Here is a 23,875-nt window from a genome sequence, read left to right on the forward strand (position 1 = left end):
CTTCGGGTAGCAGCGCCGCTGCTGGCGTGATCCACGCCTGCCAGCCGTTTAGCCGACTTCGACGTGCAGGCTCGAGCGCAGGTCCACCTGTGTCGGTCCGTAAGACCAGAAGTCGCGCAGTACGTCTGCCTTTGGATGATATGTGTTCCCACGTTCCGGGTCGGACGAAAAGACGCTGATCAACGGGGCCAGCCGTCCGGCGACGCCCTTGTGCCAGTTACGGCCGGCCCCGTGATGCATGACCTGGAAGATGCCGACCCGGTCGATCCGTACTTCCGAAAAATGCCGCACAAGCGCATCGAGTCGCTCGCGACTGTCGAGGTAGCCGTCGCCCGAGAATAGCTGCGCGACGCGTCGAGGGTGGTCCCAGTGACGATGATTTCCCGGCTGATAAGCGACAAGGCTGTTCCCGTCGTGAAGACGCAATCCGGGAAGCGGGCCCGCATAGAGGAACAGCGAGATCAAATTTCGCGCTACGGCGTCGGAGCCAAATCGGGCATCGTAACAGAGTTTCAACGTCGCGACCGCGGTGTGGACACTGCCGGGCGTGCCCTGGCCCGCCCGCCAGGCCGCCGCCGCCGCCAAAAGTTCCTCTCGGAGGATGCCCACGGCCCGGGCGAAATCCTCAAGATCGGGTGGCAGCAGGTCGGCGTTGTTATAGGGCACGAACTCCCATAGCCCCTCGACCCGCAATCGCCCGCCGCGCCGCAGCAACTCCGCCCGCGGACTTTGGTCAGCATCGCCATCGATCATCAATTCTGGCGCTTCTGTATCGCCGAGCGCCTCGGTATCGAGCCGCAATTCGAAATCGCCTTCCTCGCCGTCGATCCCCGGCATCTCCTCCGGTGCGTCGGGCGGCGGCGGCACTGCCTCGCCGTCGGAGGGCGGGACGAAGAGGATACGGCCGATCCGCCGCCCTCCATCCAGTGCCCGGATATAGCCGACCGGATCGGCGAACAGCCGGAAGACGGGATCGGACGAGGTGACGCCCTGCGCGAAAGCGAGCGCCAGCCGGGCGGCCAGCGTCGCATAGGGAAGCATAAGCGTATCTACCGGGAAATGCCCCAGCAGCTCGGCAAGGCCGCTGATATGATCCTTGTCGAAATGCGAGATGGTGACGAGATCGAGACGCTGCCTGCTATCATTGAGCGAGGCCATATCGTTGATACCGTCGATGACGAGCTGGTTCCCCGACACGGTGCCGCAATCATAAACCCAGCGGAAGCGCGCGCGCATCGGCCCCCGTTCTACCAGCGCGCCGGATGCGAAGAGACCCTGACCCACCGCGTGATACCGATAATCGATGCTGTCGATGCTCATCGCGTGCCCTTGTTTTTCGCGAGCTGAGAGCTTCGCGGCGCGCGGCGTTTGGGCGGCGTCGGCGGCTCGATCACTGCGCCCGTTCGCGCATCGACCGTTCCAAGCAACTTGCCCGGTTCAACGCCGAGCTCGGCCGCCCAGCGCTGGAGGTCCTTGGGACGATAATCCGCAACCTTGCGGCGAGGCTTGGGGCCGGGAAGAGCGTAGCCCGTCAATTTGCGCCAGCGGTCGAAGACGCTGGCGTCGATTGTTTCGTTGACGCTCAGCCACGACCCTTTGTCGTCCTCGACGGCGGGGGCGGCAATTCGGCGGTGAAAGCGGCGCCAGAATTTGAGGGCGGGATAGAAACCCCACAGGAAGCTTTTGAAACTGTCGTTGATCGGCGCGGCGATCTCATAGCCCGTGGGAACGACCTCGCCGCGCCAGGCGAGGCCCAGGGCGCCGGCCTTTTTCATCAGCCACGCGAGCGGAAGCTGCGGCAGGTCGTCGCCGGCGATGCCGCCGCCGACATTGGCGTGGGCGCCCGCGAACCAGCGTTGCTCGACGATCGTCGGCCGGACGCGGCGCTTGCCCGGTGGGTCGGGTGTGGCGGGCGTGAAGCGGGTCCAGAGCGTCGGCGCGAAGGCCGCGCGATGCTCGTCGAGCGCGAGGGCATGATAGGCATGCTCGAAAATTGCCGATAGCCGGGTATTGTGAAAGCCGAAGCGCCGACGGCTGATCCCCGGAATATTGCCGAACGGAATGCCGAGTGCGCCGACGGTGTCCCAGACGCCGATCATCTTGATAGGCACCCGCCGCGAGTGGCGCAGCAGCCGCTTTTCCGCGGGCGGCAGGTTTTTCGTCTGGTGCAGTTCGACGAAGGAGGGCGCCTTGTCGTCGAGCCGGTAGCGTTCGTAAAGTTCCTCGACCGAAAGTGGCGAACCGGGGCGGAGCAGCCCGCAACGTGCGATCATTCCCGCAACGCTGCGTGCGGTGAAGGCGCCGCGGCTGAAGCCAAAGAGGAAGATCTGATCGCCCTGATCATAGTGGCCCATCAGCCAGCGATAGGCGCCGATGACGTCGCGATCGAGGCCATAGCCAAGCGCACCGCCCCGGATGCGCTCGCCGCGCGGGGTGCCGACTCCGGCGGTGTAATAGCAAAGCTGTGCAACGCCCGCTGCGTTCCGCGGTGCGACGAGCTGGCTCAGCCGCCAGACGCTCGTATTGTCCTCGGAGCTGTTCCAGGTGCCGTCGAGCAGGAGGACGAGCCGTTTGCCCGGCATGGTCACGGCCCCTTTTGCCATCGCGCGCTATCCTCCCGTTCGGGCGGGTTTCTCATATCTTCGCGACGCCGACAAGGCGGCCGGCGGGACGGCAAGGTACGCGCGGGCACAAAAAAAGACGGCCTTCCCGAAGGAAGACCGTCCCTTTTTCGTTTCGGTCAACGCCCCGAAGGGCTGCGACTTACTTCGTTTCTTCGGCCGGAGCGGCAGCGGCGTCAGCCGGAGCAGCAGCAGCGTCGGCCGGAGCGGCAGCGGCGTCGGCCGGAGCAGCGGCTTCGGCACCAGCGGCAGCAGCGTCGGCACCAGCGGCAGCGGCTTCGGCGCCGGCAGCAGCGGCGTCAGCGCCTTCTTCAGCAACAGCTTCAGCAGCCGGAGCTTCGGTGGTGGCTTCTTCAGCAGCCTTTTCACCGCAAGCGGCGAGGGCGAACATGCTGGCAGCAACGGCGATAGCAGCAAATTTCTTCATGATGTGTGGGCTCCCTAAAATGCCTTTCCGCGTCCGGGAAAACTTCCCGTACCGCGAGCGGCGGGATTTAGCTGTTCCGCGTGAATCGTCAACAAAAATAATTGAGATGGCCGGTGCGCGCGGGAATCTGTCATTTATCCGTAACCGTCACGGAAGTTCGCTATCCGCGCTGTTCGCGAGAATCGCCAGAACCGCGCTCCAGACCACCACATTTTGCCGCAACTGAACAGGGTCGATCTTGTCGAGCGTATCGTCGGGCGTGTGGTGCAGGTCGAAATAACGCGTGCCATCCTGGGCCAGGTCGATCGCCGGGACGCCGGCCTGGACGAGCGCGCCGATGTCGGCGCCGCCATTCGCTGGCTGCTTGCCGCGAACGACGCCGAACGGCATCACCGCGGCCGCCAGCCGGTCGGCGAGCGCCGTCGCGCTGTCGGGCAGCTTGAAGTCGATGCGCCACACGCGATCGGCACCGAAATCGGATTCGAGCGCGACCGCGTGCTTTTCGGTCCCGTGCTTCTCGAAATAAGCTTTGCCGCCGAACACGCCGACTTCCTCGGCGCCCGCCCACAGGATGCGGATCGTGCGGCGCGGCTGGCCGGCGGTCATTACATACTTGGCGGCGGCCGCGACGATCGCGCAACCCGCCGCGTCATCGATCGCGCCGGTGCCGAGATCCCAGCTGTCAAGGTGGCAGGCGACGACCACCGGGCTCGCGGCGGGGTCGCGGCCCGGAACTTCGGCGATGACATTGCCTGACTGCTTTGTCCCGAGGTTCTGCGGGGTGAGGACGAGCTTCATGCGCAGCGGTTCGGGAACATAGCCCATCTCGGTCTCGCTCTTGCGCATCTGCTGCGCGCGCTTCCATTGGCGAACGAGCTGGTCAGCATCGGGGTTCGAGATCGCGCCGGCGGGAATAGGCTTCACGCCGGGCTCGAAATTGGTGCCGCCGGTGTGCGGAACCCGATGATCGTCGGTGCCGATCGCGCGGATGACGGTCGCGATCGCGCCCTTCTTCGCCGCGACATTGGCGCCGGTGAAGCGGCCGCGGCCATAATAGCCGTAGCCGCTGCCGTCCTGCGCAGGCGCCATCTGGTGATCGATGAAGACGATCTTGCCCTTCACCCGACGCTCGGGCGCCGCGACAAGCGCGTCGAAACTCTCGAAATAGGCGATGTCGCCCTCAATGCCCTTGGCCCCGGTCGAGGCGCTGGTACCGAGCGCGGTGATCGCGACCTTTTGCGGCAGGAAGGGGCTCGTAAGCCACGCATCCTCCTCGCCGCGCACCCATACCGGCATATCGAAAGGTTCGTCGCGGACATTGGCGAAACCCATCGATTGCAGCCGCGCGACCGCCCAGCGGCGTGCGGCGGCCTCGGCTTCGGTGCCGGCCATGCGCGGACCGATCTCGGTCGTGAGGTCCTCGGTGATCGACCAGGCGATATCGTCGCCGCGCTGCGCCAGCTCGGCGGCGCCCGGTGGCGGCGGAATCGACGCCGACAGCGGCGTTGAGAGGAGGGCAAGGCTCGTACCGGCGAGCGCGAGGAGGCGGGCGTGGATCGGGTTCGTCATGCCTTTGTCCTAGCGGGGCAATTCAGCGCGCCGCAAGCGCCGATTGCCAACCGCGCCCCCATTCGCTAACCGGCCCCCAACTCTCCCGGCCGCACGACCGCGGCCCAGCCTCTACCGGAGCTTGATCCCATGGCCGCCCAATATAGTTTCGTGATGAAGGGTCTGACCAAGACTTATCCCGGCGCGCAGAAGCCGACGCTGAACAACCTCAGCCTGCAATTCTATCCCGACGCCAAGATCGGCATCGTCGGCCCGAACGGCACCGGCAAGTCGACGCTGATGAAGATCATGGGCGGCATAGACAAGGATTTCACCGGCGAAGCCTGGCCCGGCGAAGGGGTCACCGTCGGCTATCTGGCGCAGGAGCCGCAGCTCGACCCGACCAAGACGGTCAAGGAAAATGTCATGGACGGCGTGCGCCCGGTTGCCGACATGATGGATCGTTTCAACGAGATCAGCGCGCTGATGGCCGACCCGCCCGCCGACGCCGATTTCGACGCGCTCATGGAAGAAATGGGCACGCTCCAGGAAAAGATCGACGCGGTCGACGGCTGGACGCTCGACAACCAGCTCGAAATCGCAATGGAGGCGCTGCGCTGCCCGCCGGGCGACTGGAGCGTCGAAAATCTGTCGGGCGGTGAAAAGCGCCGCATCGCGCTCACCCGCCTGCTGCTCGAAAAACCTTCGATCCTGCTGCTCGACGAACCGACCAACCATCTGGACGCCGAAAGCGTCGCCTGGCTCGAAAAGCATCTGGTCGATTATCCGGGCAACGTGATCCTCGTCACCCACGACCGCTATTTTCTCGACAATGTCGTGAACTGGATCCTCGAACTCGATCGCGGCCGCTATTTCGTCTACGAAGGCAATTATTCGACCTACCTCGAAAAGAAGGGCAAGCGCCTCGAACAGGAAGCGCGCGAGGATCAGGGCCGTCAGAAGGCGATCAAGGACGAACTCGAGTGGATCCGGCAGTCTCCCAAGGCACGCCAGGCCAAGTCGAAGGCGCGTATCAAATCGTTCGACCAGCTCGTCGAGGCGCAGGAAAACCGTGCGCCCGGCAAGGCGCAGATCGTCATTCAGGTTCCCGAACGCCTCGGCGGCAAGGTGATCGAGGTCAGCAATATCTCGAAGGCCTATGGCGACAAGCTATTGTTCGAAGACCTGTCCTTCACGCTGCCGCCGGGCGGCATTGTTGGCGTCATCGGCCCCAACGGTGCGGGTAAATCGACGTTGTTCAAGCTGATCACCGGGCAGGAACAGCCCGACAATGGCAGCGTTTCGATCGGCGACACGGTGCGCCTCGGCTATGTCGATCAGAGCCGCGACGCGCTCGACCCGAACAAGAATGTCTGGGAAGAAATTTCGGGCGGGCACGACATGATGAATATCGGCAAGCACGAGATGCAGACGCGCGCCTATGTCGGCGCCTTCAACTTCAAGGGCACCGACCAGCAGAAGAAGGTCGGGCAGCTATCGGGCGGTGAACGCAACCGCGTCCATATGGCCAAGATGCTGAAGCAGGGCGGCAACGTGCTGCTGCTCGACGAACCGACCAACGACCTTGATACCGAAACGCTCGCGGCGCTCGAAGAAGCACTCGAAAATTTCGCGGGTTGCGCGGTTGTCATCAGCCACGACCGCTTCTTCCTTGATCGCCTCGCGACGCACATCCTCGCGTTCGAAGGCGACAGCCATGTCGAATGGTTCGAAGGCAATTTCGAATCCTATGAGGAGGACAAGATCCGCCGTCTGGGCGAAGGCGCGACGCGCCCGCACGCGACAACCTACAAGAAGCTGTCTCGCTAAACGGCATGGCGGGGAAGGCCGCACCGGTTTCGGCGCCGATATCATCGGGCGCGATCCGCATGGACGCGGACGCGCTCAACGCTTTTCTCGGTGATGCCTTCCCCCACGCCGAGCCGGGCTCGCGCGGCCATGTCGTTTCCGCCGCGCCCGGCCATGTGCAGGCGCGGATGGACCCGACCGACAAGGCGCTGCGCCCCGGAGGACTCATCTCTGGGCCGACGCAGATGGGTTTCTCCGACATGGCGGCCTATGCGCTCGTCCTCGCGCATATCGGTCCGGTCGCGATGGCGGTGACGAGCGCGCTAAATTACCAGTTCCTGCGGCCATGCCGCCCAGGACCCCTGTTTGCCGACGCGTTCATGTTGCGCCTTGGCAAGCGGCTCGCGGTGATGGATGTGCGGATATGGACCGACGATGCCGACCGGCCCGTCGGGCAGGCGAATGTGACTTACGCGATTCCCTGAAATGGGACCGGTTTTCGACCTGTAGCGGCTGTTCTTCTCCCCTCCCGCAAGCGGGACGGGAGATCCGGTTCGAGACTGGAATGTCCGCCTCTCCACCTCAAAGCGGTCACGATCGGAACGCTGCTCTTACCGCTTCATGCACTGGCGCACGTCGTCGCGCCTATATTCGCTACAGTTCCACAGCGCCTTTTCGAATCCCGCCTTGTCGTCGCGAAGGTAGGAGAAGCTCATCGCCGCGCGCTGTGTATCGCTCATCGCGTCGCTGTCGGGTTTGAGGGTCGGGTTGGTCCAGCCCATGAACTTGCAATAGGGCTTGTCGCCGCACAGCCGGAGCGCGGTCGTCACGAAACTTTCGGGCGCCGCCTTGCGGTCGAGCTGGGTGTAGATGGTGTCGCGGCCGGCCGTTTCGCCCGCGCCCACGACGACGCGGGCTTCGCCCACCGCCGCATTGGCGTCGACGGGCGCGATTTCGGTGGGCAGGCCGAGCGCGATGGCATGGAGCGGGGAGAGCGCCGCGAGCTTTGCAATCGGCCCGTCGTCGCCCGACACCGCGCCGCGGAAGGCGCCCGGCGTGCCCCAATACCCAGGCCAGCGGAAGAAGAGATGCGTATCGACGATCGCGATCTTCTCGAGGCTGTCGCTCCAATAGGGGCGCACCCAGTCGGTGTGATAGTGGGTGGCAAGGCCGATGGCGGGATAGGTGCCGCCCGACAGCATCAGGTCGGCGTTGTTCCGTGCGCGCTGCCACGCCGCGTCCGAATAGCGGCGGTTCAGGGCGCCGTCGCAGGTGAAGGTGAACTGGCAGCCGGTCACACGCTCCGAACCCTGGAACACGACGCCGCAGATCGATTTGGGGAAGGCGGGGTGACGCGCGCGGTTGATCACGACCTGGCCGACGGCCTGCTGTCCCTTGGCATCGTCGCCCGCTTCATAGAGCATCGCGGCGGCAAGACAGTCGCGCGCGCGGGCTTTGGCATCGCCGCCGCCACCATAGACGAAGGGACGCGGCGCGACGAAGCCCTTGGTCACGAGCGCGATCTTCGCATTCTGCGCGCGCGCGTCGGATTCGGTAACCGGCGCGAGCACCATCGGCGGTGCCTCGGGCACGACGTCGGCAGGCGGGGCGACGGGGTGCGGACGCGCCATATAACGCGCGCCGTTTTTTTCGCCATTGGCGTAAAGGACCGCGCCGATCGCCACGACGGCGATCAGGACGAACAACCAGCCCGTCCAGTCGCGCCGCAGCGGCAACGTCGATTCACCGCCCTCGGGACGCATAGCGAAAGGTCAGATTTCCGGGAGGAAATCGGGTACCGACAGGTAGCGCTCGCCGGTGTCGTAGTTAAAGCCGAGCACACGGGTGCCGGGCGGCAGCTCGGCCAGCTTCTGTGCGATGGCGGCGAGTGTCGCGCCCGACGAAATGCCCACGAGCATGCCTTCCTCGGTCGCGGCGCGGCGCGCATAGTCCTTTGCCGCACCAGCGTCGACCTTGATCACCCCGTCGAGCAGGTCGGTATGCAGGTTGCGCGGGATGAATCCGGCGCCGATACCCTGGATCGGGTGCGGCGCGGGCTGGCCGCCGGAGATCACCGGCGACGCTTCGGGTTCGACGGCATAGACCTTGAGGTTTGGCCAATGCTCTTTGAGAAACTGCGCGGTGCCGGTGATATGGCCGCCGGTGCCGACGCCCGTGATCAGCACGTCGATCGGGCTGTCCTTGAAGTCGGCGAGGATTTCGGGGCCCGTCGTGCGGACGTGGACGTCGATATTGGCTTCATTTTCGAACTGCTGTGGCATCCATGCGCCGGGCGTCGTTTCGACCAGCTCGATCGCGCGCTCGATCGCGCCCTTCATGCCCTTTTCGCGCGGCGTGAGGTCAAAGGTCGCGCCATAGGCGAGCATCAGCCGGCGGCGCTCGACCGACATGCTTTCGGGCATGACGAGGATCAGTTTGTAGCCTTTGACTGCGGCCGCCATCGCGAGGCCGATGCCGGTGTTACCCGACGTCGGCTCGACGATGGTGCCGCCGGCTTTCAGGCTGCCGTCGCGCTCCGCCGCTTCGATCATCGCGAGGCCGATCCGGTCCTTGATCGATCCGCCCGGATTGCTGCGTTCCGACTTTATCCAGACTTCGGCGCCCGGAAACAGCTTGGTCATACGGATGTGCGGCGTGTTCCCGATGGTATCGAGGATCGAATTGGCTTTCATGATCGGTGCGCTCTTTCCTTGAATTCGAACCGCGGGTCGCGGCGGACGCGATTTGGCCAGTCCCCGGCGCGTAGCCAGAGTGCCTCATCCGCCAAGGCCGGCGTCGGCGCGGGTTGTAACGAGGCGAGGAGATACTGTCCATAAGGCCAGTCTCCGATCTCCGAGTCCGCATTGATATGACCGAACGGCCCGGCATTGACGAAACGCGCGTCCCACTGCCGGGCGAGCCGCCACACATGCGCGGCCTTGGCATAGGGATCGTTGTCGCTGGCGACGACGGTCATCGGCACGCGCGACGTGAAGCCGGACGCGCCGGCAAAGCTTTGCACGCCATGTTTGTGTCGCAGTCGGCCAAGGTCGGGCGGCGCGACGAGCAGCGCGCCGGTGATGCGCGTCCGCGTCACCGCGCTGGCGCCGGCGAACCAGTGGGCAAAGGCGTGGCAGCCGAGGCTGTGCGCGGCGACGAGCACAGGTCCGCTCTCGACCTCGATCGCGGCCGCGATGCGGCGCACCCATTCGTCCTTGTCGGGATTGTCCCAGCTGCCGAGTTCGATTCGCTCGCTATCCGGGAATTTATGCTCCCACAGGCTCTGCCAGTGGGTGGGGCCGCTGTTGTGAAGGCCCGGAATCGTCAGGATTTTATATCGGATCGTCGCACTGTGCATGACGGTTTCTCCATTGAGGGGGCAAGGGGAACCGCGGTGACGGGTGCATATGAGATAATTCAACCGAATAAATAGACAATTGCTTTGTGATGAATCGGCGCTGTTTTCCGACGAGGCGAAGCGAGCCCTCCGGCGGCTACGGAAATGCGTCAGTTGGTCTGTTTGAACTGCGGCTCGAATGTTTTGGCGCGGCGCAGTTCGGGAAAGATCCAGGCCCAAAGCGCCGTTACGCCAACCGCGGCAGCGCCGCCGACGACCACGGCGCTGATCGGGCCGAGCGCGGCGGCCATCGCGCCCGCGCGCATCTCGCCGAGCTCGTTCGAGGCCGAAATGGCGAGCCCGGATGCGGCGCTGACGCGCCCGCGCATGTGGTCGGGCGTGTTGAGCTGGATCAGCGTGCCGCGAACGAACACCGAGAACATGTCGGCAGCACCCATCAGCACGAGCAGCGCGAGCGACAGGATCAGGCTGGTCGAGAGCCCGAAGGCGACCGTCCCGGCGCCGAACACGGCGACCGCCCAGAGCATTTTCACCCCGACATCGCGCTCGATCGGTCGGATGGCGAGGCCCACGGCAACGCCGACCGACCCGAAGGCGACGGCGGCGCGCATCAAGCCCGCGCCCTCCGGTCCGGCGTGCAATATATCGCGCGCGAAGACGGGAAACATCGCGGTAGCCCCCGCGAGCAGCACGGCGAACAGGTCGAGCGTGATCGTGCCCAGAAGGAAGCGCTCGACCCACACGAATTGCAGCCCGTCGACCATTTCGCGCAGCGGATGCCGGCGCACCTCGGCCGGCGGCGGCAGCACGGGGCGCACGCGGCTCAAGGTGAAGGCCGAAATCGCGAGCAGCGCCGCGGCGAAGACATAGACCGACGCCGGGTGCGCGGCATAGATGAGTCCGCCTGCCGCCGGGCCGATCACCGAAGCCGATTGCCAGGCGATGCTGCTCATCGCGATCGCGCGCGGCAGCACGGCGGGTGGCACGATATTGGGCGCGATCGCGCTCATCGCCGGGCCCGAAAAGACGCGGGCTACCCCGTGGAGCGCGGCAAGGCCGAAGAGCAGATTGAGCGTCAGGCCGTCGGTCCAGGTGAACCAGCCGAGCGTGGCCGCGATAAGCAGATCGATCAGGTTCGAGAAGATCGCGACGCTGCGCCGTTCGAAGCGATCGGCCGCCCATCCGGCGACGGGGGTCAGGATCGCGAGCGGGACGAACTGGAACAGCCCGAGCAGTCCGAGCTGGAACGACGCCTCCTTGATCGACATGCCATAGTCGGAGCGCGCGGTGTCATAGAGTTGGTACCCGATCACGACGACCATCGCGATTGTCGCCATTACCGCAGCGAAGCGCGCGAGCCAGAAATAGCGGAAGTCGGGAAAGCTGAGCGGGGAAGGGGCTTTGGGCGTCGCCTCCGGCATCACCGGTTCTTCGCCTTCGGGTGGGGGGATCGTCGCCATCGGTGTTCGCCGTAACCGGCTTTTCGTGCCTGTCCAGACAGCATAGCTTTGCCGTTCGTCGATTTTCGGGTGCCATCGACCTGAGCGGCTGGCAGAAGCGCGGGCACCGGAGTCAGGGAGATCAAGGAATGAATCGCAAATTTGTCCGCTTTGGCGGCGTCGCCATGGCTGCGACGCTGCTCGCGCTCACCGCTTGCAACGCATCCGACAATAAATCCGCAACGGCTCAAAGCGCCAAGTCATGGACCGAATTTCGCGATAGTTTCCTCACCGGCTATTTTCCGCTCAATCCCAATTTCGCGGTCTATCAGGGCAAGCACGAGTTTGACGGGCAATTGCCCGACTGGTCGCCCGAGGGCCTTGAGAAACAGGCGGCCTATCTCGAAAAAACGATCGCCGATGCCAAGGCGTTCGACGGCGAAATGACCGACGCCGAAAAATTCGAGCGCGACTATCTGATCCACGTCGCGCAGGGGCAGCTCTTCTTCCTCCGCGACACCGATTTCGCCCGGAAGAACCCCGCCTTTTATACCGGCGCGCTCGATCCCAACGTCTATATCGCGCGCCCCTATGCCGACGCGACGACCCGGATGAAGGCATTCATCGCCTATGCCGAAAAAGTCCCCGCGGCGGCAGCGCAGATCAAGGCGAATCTCAAGCTCCCGCTCCCCGCGACCTTCGTCAAATATGGCACGGCGGGTTTCGGCGGCTTTGCCGATTATTACAAGGGCGACGCCAAGGCGGCTTTCGCATCGGTCAAGGACGAGGCGCTGCAGAAGCAGTTCGATGATGCGGCCGAAAAGGCCGGCGCGGCGATGTCCGATCTTGCCGAATATGTCGGATCGCAGCCGGGCACGACCGACGGCTATGCGCTGGGCGCCGAGACATTCGCGAAGATGATCCTCACCAACGAGGGCGTCGATACCCCGCTCGCCGAACTCGAGCGCATCGGGCGCGCCGACCTCAAGCGCAACCAGGATGCGCTGAAGGCCGCCTGCGCGACCTATGCCGCGGGGATGACGATCGCCGACTGCATGAAGAAGATGAATGCGGACAAGCCCGAGGGTGGCCCCGTCGCCGAGGCGCGGCGCCAGCTTCCGGTCCTGCGCGCCTTCCTGGTCGAGAAGGATATCGTGACGATCCCCGGCACCGAACAGGCGCAGGTGGAAGAATCGCCGCCGTACAATCGTCAGAATAGTGCCTATATCGACATTCCGGGGCCGTATGAGAAAGGCCTGCCGTCGGTCTATTATATCTCGCCGCCCGATCCGGCGTGGGACAAGGCGACGCAGGATGCCTTCATTCCGGGCAAGAAGGACCTGCTTTTCACTTCGGTCCACGAGGTGTGGCCGGGGCACTTCCTCAACTTCCTCCACTCGAACCGCGCCGAGAGCATCTTCGGCAAGCTGTTCGTGGGCTATGCCTTCGCCGAAGGCTGGGCGCATTATACCGAGGAGATGATGTGGGATGCCGGGCTGGGCGAGGGCGACCTCGAAACCCATATCGGCCAGTTGTCGAACGCGCTGCTGCGCGATTGCCGCTATCTTTCGGCCATCGGGCTGCACACGCAGGGCATGACCGTCGCGGACAGCGAAAAGCTGTTCAAGGAGCAATGCTATCAGGACGAAGGCAACGCCCGGCAACAGGCGGCACGCGGCACTTATGATCCCGCCTATCTCAACTACACGATGGGCAAGCTGATGATCCGCAAGCTGCGCGAGGACTGGACGAAGGGCGACCGGACGAAGTGGAAGGCCTTCCACGACGAATTCCTGTCCTATGGCGGCCCGCCGATCCCGATGGTGCGCGCCGCGATGATGAAGGAAGATACGCCGAAGGCGGTCTTCTAAAAGCTCCGAAAAGGCCGGCTCGCCAACGATTTTGGTGGGCCGCCCTCTTCGCTTGCGTGTCGTTCAGCTCGACGGCGCGCGCAGTCGGGCGACGAAGAATCCGTCAAGACCGCCCGCGTCCGCGAGCACGCCCGGAAGGGTGCGGATGAAGCCGTTGCTGTCAGGCGCAATCGCTTCGGGCAATTCGTCGGCGCGTGCCGGCTCGATGGTCCATCCGGCGTGATGATCGAGGAAGGCCGACACCTGATCCTCGCCTTCGTCTGCCTCGAGCGAGCAGGTCGCGTAGATCAGCGTCCCGCCCGGTTTGACCCAGAAGGCCGCGCGCGCCAGTAGTTCGGCCTGCAGCGCCGACATTTCCGCGATCTGGCGGGGCTCGATGCGGTGCAGGACGTCGGGATGGCGGCGGAAGATGCCGGTCGCCGAGCAAGGCGCGTCGAGCAATACCGCGTCGGCCTGACCCTCGGGCGCCCACGACCGGATATCCCCTTGGACGACGTCCGCCGACAGGCCGGTCCGTTCCATGTTTGTGCGGAGCCGTTCGAGTCTTTTCGCGCTCGAGTCTACCGCGACGACTTCCCAGCCTGCAGCCGCGAGTTGCATCGTCTTCCCGCCGGGCGCGGCACAAAGGTCGAGAACGGTTCGGCCCTCGCCTGCGCCAAGCAGGCGTGCGGGCAGGCTCGCTGCCAGATCCTGTACCCACCAGCCGCCTTCGGCATAGCCCGGCATCGCCTCGACCGCCTGTCCACGCGGCAGGCGGCGATGGCGCGGCGCAAGGGAAACCGCATCGGGCCATTCGTCGGCGCCCGGTTCGGCGGCGAAGCTGAGGTCGATCGGCGGCGGGACGCTCCAGCTCGCTTCGGCGGCCTCGACCGTCGTCAGGCTCCATTGCTCGGCCCATCGTTCGGCGGTGGGCAGGGGAAGGGTGGCGCGTTCGGGTAGCCGCCATTCCTCCTGCTGCGCGCGCGACAGGATCGCGTGGACCAGCCGTCGCGGCCCGCCATCGACGAGCGGCAGGGCGGTCGATACGACCGCATGGCCGGGACTTTTCAGCACCAGCAACTGCGCAAGCGCGATCCGCAGCACGGCGCGCGACTTGACGTCATCGGGAAGAATCTGCGCCGTGGCGCCGTCGATCAGCGCGTCGATGTCGACCATCCAGCGCATCGTTTCGGAAGCGATCGCGACGGCGAACGCGCGGTCGGCGCCGGCCAGGCCCTGCGCCGCTGCGTGCATCGCAACGTCGAGCGGATCGCCGCGGCGCAGGATCGCGTCGATGAGGCGAAGCGCGGCGCGGCGCGGCGCCATGCCGGGGGGATCGGCTTCGCCCGCTTGCCGGCGACGCCGTGGGGGACGGCGATCGGTCATGAAGGGGCTACGACTTGCTTGGCGTGGCGCATCGGAAATCCTATAGGCAGGGCCATGAACGACAGCAGCCCGAACCCGACCATCGGCGGAACGCCGCGCGCTGTAAAGCGCCCCGCCCATGTCAAAGCGCCTGCGGGCTGGACGAACAGCGCGGTTCCGGCTCCCAAGCCCATCGTCGAGGACATGGCCGAGGACCAGCCGGGCGGGCGCAATCCGGTGCGCTATGGCGATTGGGAGTTGAAAGGCGTCGCCGTCGATTTTTGACCGCCGCGACCCTGTGACCGCCCCCGCGAGAATGCAGGGGCGGCCCTATATGCCCGTGCTCAGGCTGCGGGTAGTTCGGTGTTGAGCGGCATCTTGCCGCTCTTGACCTGCTCAGCGAACACTTCGCGCATCAGCTGCAGCGAGAAGAGGTGCGCGAAGATCAGGCCGAGGATGCCGTTCTGCATCAGCTTGCGCAGCACGTCGCCGCGCAGCTCGCGCAGCTTGTTCTCGTCGACCATCTGGAAGCCGCGATAGACATAGGGCTTGTCATTGCCTTCCTGCTGGATCGAGACTTCGCCGTCCATCAGGAGGTCGGCCTTTTTCAGCTCCTCCATGAACATGCCCGTGCGCTGGCCGGCTTCTTCGAAATTCTTGCAGAATTCCAGTACGGCCTTGACCTGGTCCGACGGCTGCCCGTCGACGAACAGCACGTCGCCTTCGTCGAACTTGCCGAGCGCGCCCGAGGTCGGGTCGAAGCACAGCGACAGCTCTTCCGTATTGGGCTGAAGCTTGGCGAGCAGGAAGGGGTAGCGGCGGATATAGGCTGGGACATACACCGGGTTGACCAGCTTGCCCTCGTCGTCGACGAAGGTGTTGATCCCTTCGTTGAGGCCCATCAGCGCGAGCGGAACGGGATTGTCGCCCGCCGAAAAGACGATCGGGAAAAAGCGGCAGGCCGAGACGAATTCGTCCGAGGTCAGCGGGATCGCATGCTGGCCAACCAGGAATTCGGCGCTATCGAGCGGGCGGGCGCGGAAATCGGCGTGATCGACGCTCGAAAGCGGGACAAGGTCCTTGTAGAACAGCGGCAGGTTGGCAGGTGCGGGCGCAGTGGCCATGTTTCAACTCCGGTAGGTGCCCGTCGGCGGGACAAAAAAGATACAGCGCCTTATTGGCCCGCGCGGTGCGACGCAAGGGGGCGATCGCCAAGTCCGGCGATGAGCTTGCCCGGATTGAGGATGCCCGCCGGATCGAGGCCGGCCTTGATACCGCGCAGCGCCGACAGCCGCGCCGGACTGTCGAGTTCGGCCAATATGTCGCGCTTCATCTGGCCGATGCCATGTTCGGCCGAAATCGAACCGCCAAGCTCGACAACGTGCGAATAGACGAGCCGGCTGACCGCCGCGCCATGCTCGGCGAGCCATGCAGCGCCATCGACGCCGGCGGGCGGCTGGACGTGGTGATGCACGTTGCCGTCGCCGAGGTGCCCGAAGGACAAGGCGCGCAAGCCCGGAAAGACGCTTTCCAGCCGTCGCGGGTTTTCGGCGATAAAATCGGGCATCAAGTCGACCGGAACGCTGATATCGTGCTGAAGCGCGGGGCCTTCGGCGCGTTCGGCCTCGGAAATGGAATCGCGAAGCCGCCAGAAATCGTCGCTTTCGCGTTCGCTCTTGGCGATCACGACGTCGCGGATCAGGCCGGTGTCGATCGCCGCCGCCAGTTGCGGATCGAGCGCGTCGCCCAGCGGCCGATCTTGATCGCCCGCCAGTTCCAGCAGGATATGCCAGGGGTGGGGATCGGAAAGCGGCGCGCGCGTCTGGGGAATATGGCGCAGCACGGCGTCAAGGCAGCTTTGCGGGATCAGTTCAAAGCCCTCGAGCGCATCGCCGATCGCGGCATCGAGCCTGCGCAGCAGCAGGAGCGCGTGCTCGGGCGAATCGACGCCGATCCAAGCCGTACGCCGCGCCGCGACCGCGGGGACGAGGTGCAGGCAGGCAGCGGTCACGATACCCAATGTCCCCTCAGCACCGCACAACAGGTGCCGCAGGTCGTAGCCGCGATTATCCTTCTTGAGCGGGGCGAGCCCGTCGAAAATGCTGCCGTCGGGCAGCACGGCCTCGAGTCCCGCGACCAGCGCGCGCATCGTCCCGTGGCGGAGCACCTGCGTTCCGCCCGCGTTCGTCGATACCAGCCCGCCGATCGTCGCCGACCCTTTGCCGCCGAGCGTGAGCGGAAAGCGCAGGCCGTGCGCCAGAACGCCATCGTGGAAGACTTCCAATATCACCCCTGCCTCCGCGACGGCAAGCCGCGCCGCTTCGTCGACATGGCGTATGCGGTTCATACGCCGCAGGCTGAGCAGCAGCTGGTCGCCGCTGTCGTCGGGGGTGGCACCGCCAACCATACCGCTGTTGCCGCCCTGGGGAACCAGCGCAACTTGCTCGTCGGCGCACAGGCGGACGATAGCGGACACCTCCTGGGTCGATGCCGGCGACAGCATCGCGGCGGCGCGGCCGTGATATTTGCCGCGCCAGTCGGTCAGCCAGGGCGCGATCGTGCCGGGGTCGGCGCTATAGCCCTTCGGCCCGAGCAACGCCGCGAGCTTATCCAGTAGCGATGCCGATGGCGCGTGCGTCATGCCCTGCAACTCCTGAATTTTCGCGCGCTCCAAGGAATATGGAGCGGCGACAGTTCATTTGATGTTCAATCATCCTCGTTAAAGGGGGCGATGGACGAATCATATCTGTTCGTCCAGCGGGGCATGGACGCGGGAGCCAAGGGTGAGCAGTATCTTCTGTCAGGACGCCAAGGGAGCGGCAGCGCGGCTGTGCTGACCGCGGCGTTCCTATGGTTCGTGGCGGCCGCGCCGACGGCCGACGCGGCGCCACCCCTGGCGGCGCCCGAGCCGCTGGTGGCGATTTCCGCGCCGACGGTCGATCAGGCTTCGTCGTTCTGGCAGGTGGTGATCGAGCAGCAGCTGATTATCCGCGTTCCGGCCCAGCGTTCGCAGCTCAACAATTTCGCCGCGGAACGGTCGATGCCCCGGCGGGTGAACGAGTTGCCGATCGTCTGGAAAGAAAAAAAGGCGCCCAAATGCGTCGCGATGCGCAACATTATGGGAATGCAGGCGGTCCAGCGCGATAGTATCGACCTGATCACGCGGCAAAAGCAAAGATTGCGCGCGCAGCTCAATCGCGGCTGCCGCGCGCTCGACTTCTATGCCGGCTTTTACATGCAGGGCAGCAAGGATGGCAAACTCTGCGAAGATCGCGACGAGATTCACGCGCGCACCGGCGCGCGGTGTGAGATCGACAAGTTCCGGCTGATGGTCCCGGTTCACGACGACGACGATTGATCGGGTTTTTCTCGGCCTTTCCTTGACTTTTCTCCGCTATTTGCCCAATGGCGCGGCAACGTCCGCCTGCGTGGGAGGCGGCACGCTCCTTTTATTTCCGGACATATCGCCTCATGAATTTTGCCGACCTCGGCCTTTCCGAAGAACTTTTGCGCGCGATCAACGAGTCGGGCTATACCGAACCGACCGCCATTCAGGCGGGTGCGATCCCCTCGGTTCTGATGATGCGCGACATGATCGGCATCGCCCAGACGGGGACAGGCAAGACGGCCTCCTTCGTGTTGCCGATGATCGACATCCTCGCGCACGGCCGCGCCCGCGCGCTGATGCCGCGTTCGCTGATCCTCGAACCGACGCGCGAGCTCGCGGCGCAGGTTGCCGAGAATTTCGAGAAATACGGCAAATATCACAAGCTTTCGATGGCGCTGCTGATTGGCGGCGTGCAGATGGGCGACCAGGTCAAGGCGCTGGAAAAGGGCGTCGATGTCCTGATCGCGACGCCGGGCCGCCTGATGGACCTGTTCGAGCGCGGCAAGATCCTGCTCACCGGCTGCAACCTGCTGGTGATCGACGAGGCGGACCGGATGCTCGACATGGGCTTCATCCCCGACATTGAGAATATCTGCACCAAGCTGCCGGCGAATCGGCAGACGCTGCTCTTCTCGGCGACGATGCCGCCACCGATCAAGAAGCTGGCCGACAAGTTCCTCTCGAACCCGAAGACGATCGAGGTCGCGCGTCCGGCGAGTCGGAACGAGAATATCGAGCAGTTCCTCGTAAAGACGTCGGAACGCGGCAAGCGCGATACGTTGCGCGACCTGATCGAAGCGGAGGAAGTCGGTACCGCGATCATCTTCTGCAACCGCAAGACCACGGTGCGCGAACTGGCGAAATCGCTCCAGCGCTATGGCTACAAGGCGGGCGAGATTCAGGGTGACATGGATCAGTCGAGCCGCACAGCCGAACTCGACCGGTTCAAGGCGGGAACGATCAATATTCTAGTCGCGTCGGACGTTGCGGCACGCGGGCTCGACGTCAAGGGTGTCAGCCACGTCTTCAATTTCGATGCACCGTGGCATCCCGACGATTATGTCCATCGCATCGGCCGCACTGGCCGCGCGGGCGCCCAGGGGCGCGCGTTCACGCTGGTGACGCCATCGGACGACGAGGCGGTCGACAATATCCAGAAGCTGACCGGCTATCAGATTCCGGTGCATGATGGCGGCGCCGGGGGCGCTCCCGTCCCGGCGAGCGAAGGCGACACCGAAGGGCGCGAACCGCGCCGCAGCGGACGGCGCGCGAGCCCGAAAGCGGGGAAGGAGCCGAAGCGCGCTGCCGAAAAGCCGCGCGAGGCACCGAAGAAAGACCCCGAGCGGAAACCGGCGCCGCGGACACGACGTGACGATGACGATGGCCCCGACGATGGCTGGAACGGCCCGATGCCCGATTTCTTGTCGGTGGGTTTCGGCAGCTGAGCTGAAGGGCTCTTCGGTTCGACCTGATGGCGGTTTGGGGTGGCGGAGCGGACGATCCCTATCCCGTCATGGCAGCTATCCGCCGCCAGCTACCACCGCTGGTTATTTTACAACCGAACCAGCATCTTCCCGATATTGCCGCCTGAAAACAGGCCGAGGAAGGCATCTGGCGCCGCCTCGATCCCTTGGTGGACGGTTTCGCGGATCGTCACCGCGCCGCTGGCGATCAGGCCACCCATGTCGGCGTAGAATTCTTCCATGCAGTCGATGAACTGGTCGGTGTAGATGAAGCCTTCCAAGCGGATGCGCGCGGGGATGGTGCGGATGAGATATTTCATCTCCTGGGGCTTCGCGTCATTATAGGCGTCGATCATCCCGCAGATCGCGAAGCGCGCAAAATCATTCGCGGTCGCAAATGCCGCGTCGAGATGTTCGCCACCGACATTGTCGAAATAAACGTCGATGCCCGATTTGCCGAGCCGTTCGAGCGCGGCGGCCAGCTGAGCCAACACCGGACCCGCCTTGTAATCGACCACCGCATCGGCGCCGAGTTCGGTCACCCAGCCGCATTTTTCCGCGCCGCCGGCCGAGCCGACGACCGTCATCTCGCGCGCCTTGGCGATCTGGACTACTGCCGAACCGACCGCGCCCGCGGCCGCCGAGACGAAGACGGTATCGCCGGGTTTCGCTGCCGCGACGCGCAGCAGGCCAATCCAGGCCGTGCCGCCCGTCAATCCCATATTGTGCAGGAAGGTCTGCGGCGGCAGGCCTGCGGCAAGCAGGTCGGCGGGCAGCTTGTTGGGCATCATGTCGAGACCGATGATGCCGCCTTCGCGCCAGCCGCCCATGTGGAGGATGAGGTCGCCGGGGGCAAAGCCCTCGATCCGGCTTTCGACGACTTCGCCGATCGCGCCGCCGGTCATCGGCTGGTCCAGCTGGAAACTCGCCGCATAGCTTTTGGCGTCATTCATCCGCCCGCGCATATAGGGGTCGACCGAGAGCCAGAGGTTGCGCACGCGAAGCTGGTCTTTTTCGAGAGCAGCCTCAGGAAGGTCACGGAGCGCGAAATTGTCGATCGTCGGCAGTCCCTGCGGACGACCGGTCAGGTGCCAGGCTTTCATCGGAATCCCCCCATTCCTCAAAAAAACTTCGCGGCGACGACAAAGCTCAGAAAAGCCGTTGCCACTGCCGGACAGTGCCGTTAAGACCCCGCCGGTCGCGGGGCCGTAGCTCAGATGGGAGAGCGCTGCAATCGCACTGCAGAGGTCAGGGGTTCGATTCCCCTCGGCTCCACCAGCGACTTCCTCCCGTTTCGTCGGCACCGGCCCGCTTCCCCACCCGGCCTCCCCGATGATGGCAGCCTATGGGAGGCCGGGTGGGGGAGCGGGCCGGTGCCGTTAGCCCTTAACCGACATAATCCCGAATCATATTCTTTGCGATCACTAGCTGCTGGATCTGTGTCGTCCCTTCATAAATGCGGTAAATGCGGCAGTCGCGATAGAAGCGTTCGGCCAGATATTCCTTGAGATAGCCGGCGCCGCCGTGAATCTGGACGACGCGATCGGCGACGCGTCCGCACATTTCGCTGGCGAACATCTTGGTCGCCGCCGCCTCGACCAATATCTTCTCGCCCCGATCGGCGCGCGCGCAGGCGTCGTTCAGCATGCAGTCGGCGGCATAGATTTCGGCCTTGCTGTCGGCGAGCATCGCCTGGATCAGCTGGAAATTGGCGATGGGTTCGCCGAATGCCTTGCGCTCCATCGCATATTGAAGGCCGACGTCGAGCATACGTTTGGCATAGCCGACGCTCGCTGCGGCGACCGACAGGCGGCCGTTGTCGAGGCTCTGCATCGCCGCGCGGAAGCCGATGCCTTCCTCGCCGCCGAGCAGCGCATCGCCATCGACATGCACATCCTCGAGGATCACGTCGGCGATCTGTGATCCCGCCTGGCCCATCTTGCCGTCGGGCTTGCCGATCGACACACCCGGGGCGTCGCGGGGGACGAGGAAGGCGCTGACATGCGCATTCTTGGGCAGCGCCTCCGCATTGGTGCGCGCCATGACGAGGATGACGTCGGCGAAGGGCGCGTTGGTGATGTAGCGCTTGGTGCCGTTCAGGACGTAGCCATTGCCGTCGCGCACCGCGCGCGTCTTCATCGCCGCGCTGTCCGACCCGCTGTCGGGCTCCGTAAGCCCAAAGGCCGCGATCGCGCCGCCCGCGAGGCGGGGCAGCCAATGCGCCTTTTGCTGGTCGGTGCCGAAACCGACGATCGATTTGCACACCATCCCGATGTTGATCGAAACGATCGAGCGGTAGGCGGGCGAGGCATAGGCGAGTTCGCGGATGAAGCCGACATATTGGCCGACGTTCATGCCCGCGCCGCCAAACTCCTCGGGCATCGTCACGCCGAACAGTCCCATCTCGCGCATTTCGGCAAGGATATCGTCGGGGACACGGCCGAGCTCTTCGAGCTGGTTTTCGGCCGGGATCAGCCGCTCGCGGACATAGCGTCGCAGCTGCTCGATGAAGGCTTCGTAGATATCGGCGTCCATGCCCGGATTGATCATCGTCTTCCTGTCCCCTTGGTCTATTGTTCGCCATATGTGTCGATCGCCGCGAAGATACGCGTCAATTGTTCGCGCTCGTCGGCATCGATATCGGGACGCCAGATTTCGAACAGCAGGATGGTGCGGTCACTGGTTCCGCGGTTCCACGCCTCATGCTCGAAACTGTCGTCGAAAATCAGAAGCTCCCCTTCGCGCCAGCTGCGCGTTTCGGCGCCGACGCGCAGGCCACAGTCGTCGGGCACGATCAGCGGCAGATGGCAGATAAGCCGCGTGTTGAGCATGCCGTGGTGCGGCTGGATATGCGTGCCGGGGGTGAGGCGCGAAAAGAGCGCGATCGGCGCGCGCCCGGGGATCACGGGTTGCGGCGCGAGTTCCAGCGCGGCGAGGGCGGCGGGGCAAAGCGCCGCCATGCCGTCGGCGACCGCGCCATCCTTCCAGAGCCATGCCGCGCCCCAGCCGGGCTTGTCGAGCAGCGGGTTGTTCGGCGGCGGCCGGTCGGGGCTGGCGGTAACATAGGGACCGAACGGATCGGCCGCGCCGTCAACCATCGCCAGCAGCTCGGCGCGGATCGCGTCGGTCGCGGCCTCGACCGCATCGACCCAGCCGAAATCGGACCGTTCGAAAAAGGGTCGTTGGGCGAGACCGGGAAAATAGAACATGCTCGGCTGTTGCACATAGAGCGGTTGCTCGCCGGCGAGCATCCTGAGCGCTTCGGCTACACGCGGCGTGGCGTTTCCGGTGTCGATACCCGCACCGCGCAACTGGCCGAGCAGATGATCGGCAAAGGCGCGGTCGGTCTCCGCGAGGAATTGCTCGGCGCGCTGGAGGCCCGGGTGAAGTGACGGCGGAACGCCGCGCGCCTGCGCCGCGGTGCCCAGCGCGAGGCGGTAATAGCTGCCCGCCGCGCGATCGTCGGCAAGGCGGCGCTTGAGCTCCGCCATCGCGAGCAATGCGGGGATATTGCCGCGGTCGGCGCGGATCGTGGCGTCGAGTATGGCCGTTTCGGCGGCAACGTCGCCGCGGCGGTGCGCGTCGCGCGCCTGATCCAGCCATGTCGTCTGCCCCGTCATGGCCTTTGCCATAACGGGGCGCCGGACCTTTGCAAGCGCGCGCCCGGGTCTCAGTCGACCGGCGGCGCCGGCGCGGTGGCAGTTTTGGAGGCTCCGCGCAGCCATTTCCGGATCGCGAGCGCGGCCGCCGTGCGCCATCCCGCGAGCAGTAACAGGAATAGCGCGGCCCATGGCAGAACCGCCGCCCCGACGACGAGGAGGAACGACAGCATCACGCTGCCGCTACGGATCAGCATGTTCAGCGCGTCGCTGAACGGATTGCCGTAACCGATGCCCGGCAGCCCGCCGGTGCTGACATAGTCGAACTGCATCGGCGTGGTCGCAAGCATCGCTTCGCCGGCGCGGCGCGTATCGCGCTCGCCGTCGAGCTGCCGCCGCATCGCGGAAATTTGTTGCTGCAATTCGGTGCGCTCGCGGTCGCCGAGGCCGCCTTGCTTCAGCCGCGCCTCCAGCCGGGCGATTTCGGCACCGATATCGGCGCTGCGGCGCTGTGATTCGCCGATCTGCGTTCCTACATCCTCGCCACTGATTCGCGCCTCCGCCAGCACCCCTTCCGCCTTTTCGACGCTGCCGATCGCGTCGCGCCCGAACTTGCGCGCGATGGCGGGGTCGAGCTTGAACAGCAGCTGCGCCTCGACTTCATCTTCGCGGACGAGGCGATAGGTCATGCCGGTGATGCGGCAGCGCGTGGTGCCGAGGGCTTCGCATGCGGCGGCATGTTCCTCTTGCATCTTTGCAATGCGATTGTCGTCGAGGCGGAAGGCATAGGCGTAGTTGAAGGCGACCCCGGGCGCCGATGTGACCGCGACGTTGGGCGGGCGCATCGCGGCTGGCGCCGGGATTGCCTGCGTCGACGCCGTTTCGGCGGCGTCGCCGGGTGTCATGTCATAGGCGGGAGCATCGAGGGGTTCGGCGGGTTTTTCCGAACAGCCGACCAGGGCGAGCGCCATCGCGCCCGCTAAGAGCTTGGTTTTCATGAAATCTCTC

General features: G+C 65.0%; 21 protein-coding genes and 1 tRNA gene. 7 read left to right on the forward strand and 15 right to left on the reverse strand.

Going from position 1 to position 23,875, the window contains the following annotated elements:
• Positions 1 to 48: 48 nt before the first annotated feature.
• From HDC29_RS08415 to HDC29_RS08430, 4 genes are all read right to left on the reverse strand, one after another.
• Positions 49 to 1,320, reverse strand: a complete 1,272-nt coding sequence (locus HDC29_RS08415; RefSeq protein ID WP_179496143.1) for an MBL fold metallo-hydrolase — start codon at positions 1,318 to 1,320, stop codon at positions 49 to 51.
• Positions 1,317 to 2,603: a DUF2235 domain-containing protein gene (locus HDC29_RS08420; protein WP_179496145.1), complete on the reverse strand. Its 1,287-nt coding sequence runs from the start codon at positions 2,601 to 2,603 to the stop codon at positions 1,317 to 1,319. Before HDC29_RS08420 ends, HDC29_RS08415 begins: the two co-directional genes overlap by 4 nt.
• Before the next feature lie 160 nt (positions 2,604 to 2,763).
• Complete coding sequence (locus HDC29_RS08425) at positions 2,764 to 3,048, reverse strand: hypothetical protein (protein WP_037558172.1); 285 nt, start codon at positions 3,046 to 3,048, stop codon at positions 2,764 to 2,766.
• Positions 3,049 to 3,195: 147 nt separating this feature from the next.
• Positions 3,196 to 4,617 carry a M20/M25/M40 family metallo-hydrolase gene (locus HDC29_RS08430; protein ID WP_179496147.1) on the reverse strand — a complete coding sequence of 474 codons (1,422 nt, stop codon included), beginning with the start codon at positions 4,615 to 4,617 and terminating at the stop codon, positions 3,196 to 3,198.
• A gap of 129 nt (positions 4,618 to 4,746) precedes the next feature.
• On the opposite strand from HDC29_RS08430, the gene ettA reads away from it, so the two are divergent.
• Both ettA and HDC29_RS08440 read left to right on the forward strand, forming a co-directional pair.
• Positions 4,747 to 6,426, forward strand: a complete 1,680-nt coding sequence (gene ettA / locus HDC29_RS08435; RefSeq protein ID WP_179496149.1) for an energy-dependent translational throttle protein EttA — start codon at positions 4,747 to 4,749, stop codon at positions 6,424 to 6,426.
• A gap of 59 nt (positions 6,427 to 6,485) precedes the next feature.
• On the forward strand, positions 6,486 to 6,890 hold the full coding sequence (locus HDC29_RS08440) for a PaaI family thioesterase (RefSeq protein WP_257018114.1): 405 nt from the start codon (positions 6,486 to 6,488) through the stop codon (positions 6,888 to 6,890).
• A 126-nt stretch (positions 6,891 to 7,016) separates the two neighbouring features.
• Here the strand turns inward: HDC29_RS08440 and HDC29_RS08445 are convergent, their stop codons facing one another.
• From HDC29_RS08445 to HDC29_RS08460, 4 genes are all read right to left on the reverse strand, one after another.
• Positions 7,017 to 8,168: a cell wall hydrolase gene (locus HDC29_RS08445; protein WP_179496153.1), complete on the reverse strand. Its 1,152-nt coding sequence runs from the start codon at positions 8,166 to 8,168 to the stop codon at positions 7,017 to 7,019.
• 9 nt (positions 8,169 to 8,177) lie between these two features.
• Positions 8,178 to 9,098 (reverse strand): cysteine synthase A, encoded by a 921-nt coding sequence (gene cysK, locus HDC29_RS08450; protein WP_179496155.1) that lies wholly within the window; start codon positions 9,096 to 9,098, stop codon positions 8,178 to 8,180.
• Positions 9,095 to 9,763: an alpha/beta hydrolase gene (locus HDC29_RS08455; RefSeq protein ID WP_179496157.1), complete on the reverse strand. Its 669-nt coding sequence runs from the start codon at positions 9,761 to 9,763 to the stop codon at positions 9,095 to 9,097. The genes cysK and HDC29_RS08455 overlap by 4 nt, the downstream gene beginning before the upstream one ends.
• Positions 9,764 to 9,912: 149 nt before the next feature.
• Positions 9,913 to 11,223, reverse strand: coding sequence for an MFS transporter (locus HDC29_RS08460; RefSeq protein ID WP_257018115.1), 1,311 nt, complete (start codon positions 11,221 to 11,223; stop codon positions 9,913 to 9,915).
• 128 nt (positions 11,224 to 11,351) lie between these two features.
• On the opposite strand from HDC29_RS08460, the gene HDC29_RS08465 reads away from it, so the two are divergent.
• Positions 11,352 to 13,073, forward strand: a complete 1,722-nt coding sequence (locus HDC29_RS08465) for a DUF885 domain-containing protein (protein ID WP_179496159.1) — start codon at positions 11,352 to 11,354, stop codon at positions 13,071 to 13,073.
• A gap of 63 nt (positions 13,074 to 13,136) precedes the next feature.
• Here HDC29_RS08465 and HDC29_RS08470 read toward each other — a convergent pair whose 3' ends face one another.
• On the reverse strand, positions 13,137 to 14,438 hold the full coding sequence (locus HDC29_RS08470; protein ID WP_179496161.1) for an RsmB/NOP family class I SAM-dependent RNA methyltransferase: 1,302 nt from the start codon (positions 14,436 to 14,438) through the stop codon (positions 13,137 to 13,139).
• 54 nt (positions 14,439 to 14,492) lie between these two features.
• Between HDC29_RS08470 and HDC29_RS08475 the strand changes: the two genes are divergently transcribed.
• Positions 14,493 to 14,702 carry a DUF1674 domain-containing protein gene (locus tag HDC29_RS08475; RefSeq protein ID WP_179496163.1) on the forward strand — a complete coding sequence of 70 codons (210 nt, stop codon included), beginning with the start codon at positions 14,493 to 14,495 and terminating at the stop codon, positions 14,700 to 14,702.
• 59 nt (positions 14,703 to 14,761) lie between these two features.
• On the opposite strand, the gene HDC29_RS08480 is transcribed toward HDC29_RS08475, so the two are convergent.
• Together HDC29_RS08480 and HDC29_RS08485 are read right to left on the reverse strand one after the other, a co-directional pair.
• Positions 14,762 to 15,541 (reverse strand): SapC family protein, encoded by a 780-nt coding sequence (locus HDC29_RS08480; RefSeq protein ID WP_179496165.1) that lies wholly within the window; start codon positions 15,539 to 15,541, stop codon positions 14,762 to 14,764.
• A 50-nt stretch (positions 15,542 to 15,591) separates the two neighbouring features.
• Complete coding sequence (locus tag HDC29_RS08485; RefSeq protein ID WP_179496167.1) at positions 15,592 to 17,058, reverse strand: FAD-binding oxidoreductase; 1,467 nt, start codon at positions 17,056 to 17,058, stop codon at positions 15,592 to 15,594.
• On the opposite strand from HDC29_RS08485, the gene HDC29_RS08490 reads away from it, so the two are divergent.
• A complete protein-coding gene (locus tag HDC29_RS08490; RefSeq protein WP_257018116.1) occupies positions 17,050 to 17,775 on the forward strand; it encodes a hypothetical protein in 726 nt (241 codons plus the stop codon). The two genes, HDC29_RS08485 and HDC29_RS08490, sit on opposite strands and share 9 nt — an antisense overlap.
• A 113-nt stretch (positions 17,776 to 17,888) precedes the next feature.
• Complete coding sequence (locus HDC29_RS08495) at positions 17,889 to 19,250, forward strand: DEAD/DEAH box helicase (RefSeq protein ID WP_179496169.1); 1,362 nt, start codon at positions 17,889 to 17,891, stop codon at positions 19,248 to 19,250.
• Positions 19,251 to 19,357: 107 nt separating this feature from the next.
• Here HDC29_RS08495 and HDC29_RS08500 read toward each other — a convergent pair whose 3' ends face one another.
• Positions 19,358 to 20,371 (reverse strand): NADP-dependent oxidoreductase, encoded by a 1,014-nt coding sequence (locus HDC29_RS08500; RefSeq protein ID WP_179496171.1) that lies wholly within the window; start codon positions 20,369 to 20,371, stop codon positions 19,358 to 19,360.
• Between the two features lie 99 nt (positions 20,372 to 20,470).
• Here HDC29_RS08500 and HDC29_RS08505 point away from each other — a divergent pair.
• Positions 20,471 to 20,546, forward strand: a tRNA-Ala gene (locus HDC29_RS08505).
• 108 nt (positions 20,547 to 20,654) lie between these two features.
• Here the strand turns inward: HDC29_RS08505 and HDC29_RS08510 are convergent.
• From HDC29_RS08510 to HDC29_RS08520, 3 genes are read right to left on the reverse strand one after another with little or no spacing between them, the layout of a single operon-like run.
• On the reverse strand, positions 20,655 to 21,818 hold the full coding sequence (locus tag HDC29_RS08510) for an acyl-CoA dehydrogenase family protein (protein WP_179496173.1): 1,164 nt from the start codon (positions 21,816 to 21,818) through the stop codon (positions 20,655 to 20,657).
• A gap of 20 nt (positions 21,819 to 21,838) precedes the next feature.
• A complete protein-coding gene (locus tag HDC29_RS08515; RefSeq protein ID WP_257018117.1) occupies positions 21,839 to 22,888 on the reverse strand; it encodes an aspartyl/asparaginyl beta-hydroxylase domain-containing protein in 1,050 nt (349 codons plus the stop codon).
• A 50-nt stretch (positions 22,889 to 22,938) separates the two neighbouring features.
• Positions 22,939 to 23,865, reverse strand: coding sequence for a DUF4349 domain-containing protein (locus HDC29_RS08520; protein ID WP_179496177.1), 927 nt, complete (start codon positions 23,863 to 23,865; stop codon positions 22,939 to 22,941).
• Positions 23,866 to 23,875 lie beyond the last annotated feature (10 nt).

Origin of the sequence: Sphingopyxis sp. JAI108, assembly GCF_013410105.1 — a bacterium.
Classification (GTDB): Bacteria; Pseudomonadota; Alphaproteobacteria; order Sphingomonadales; family Sphingomonadaceae; genus Sphingopyxis; species Sphingopyxis chilensis.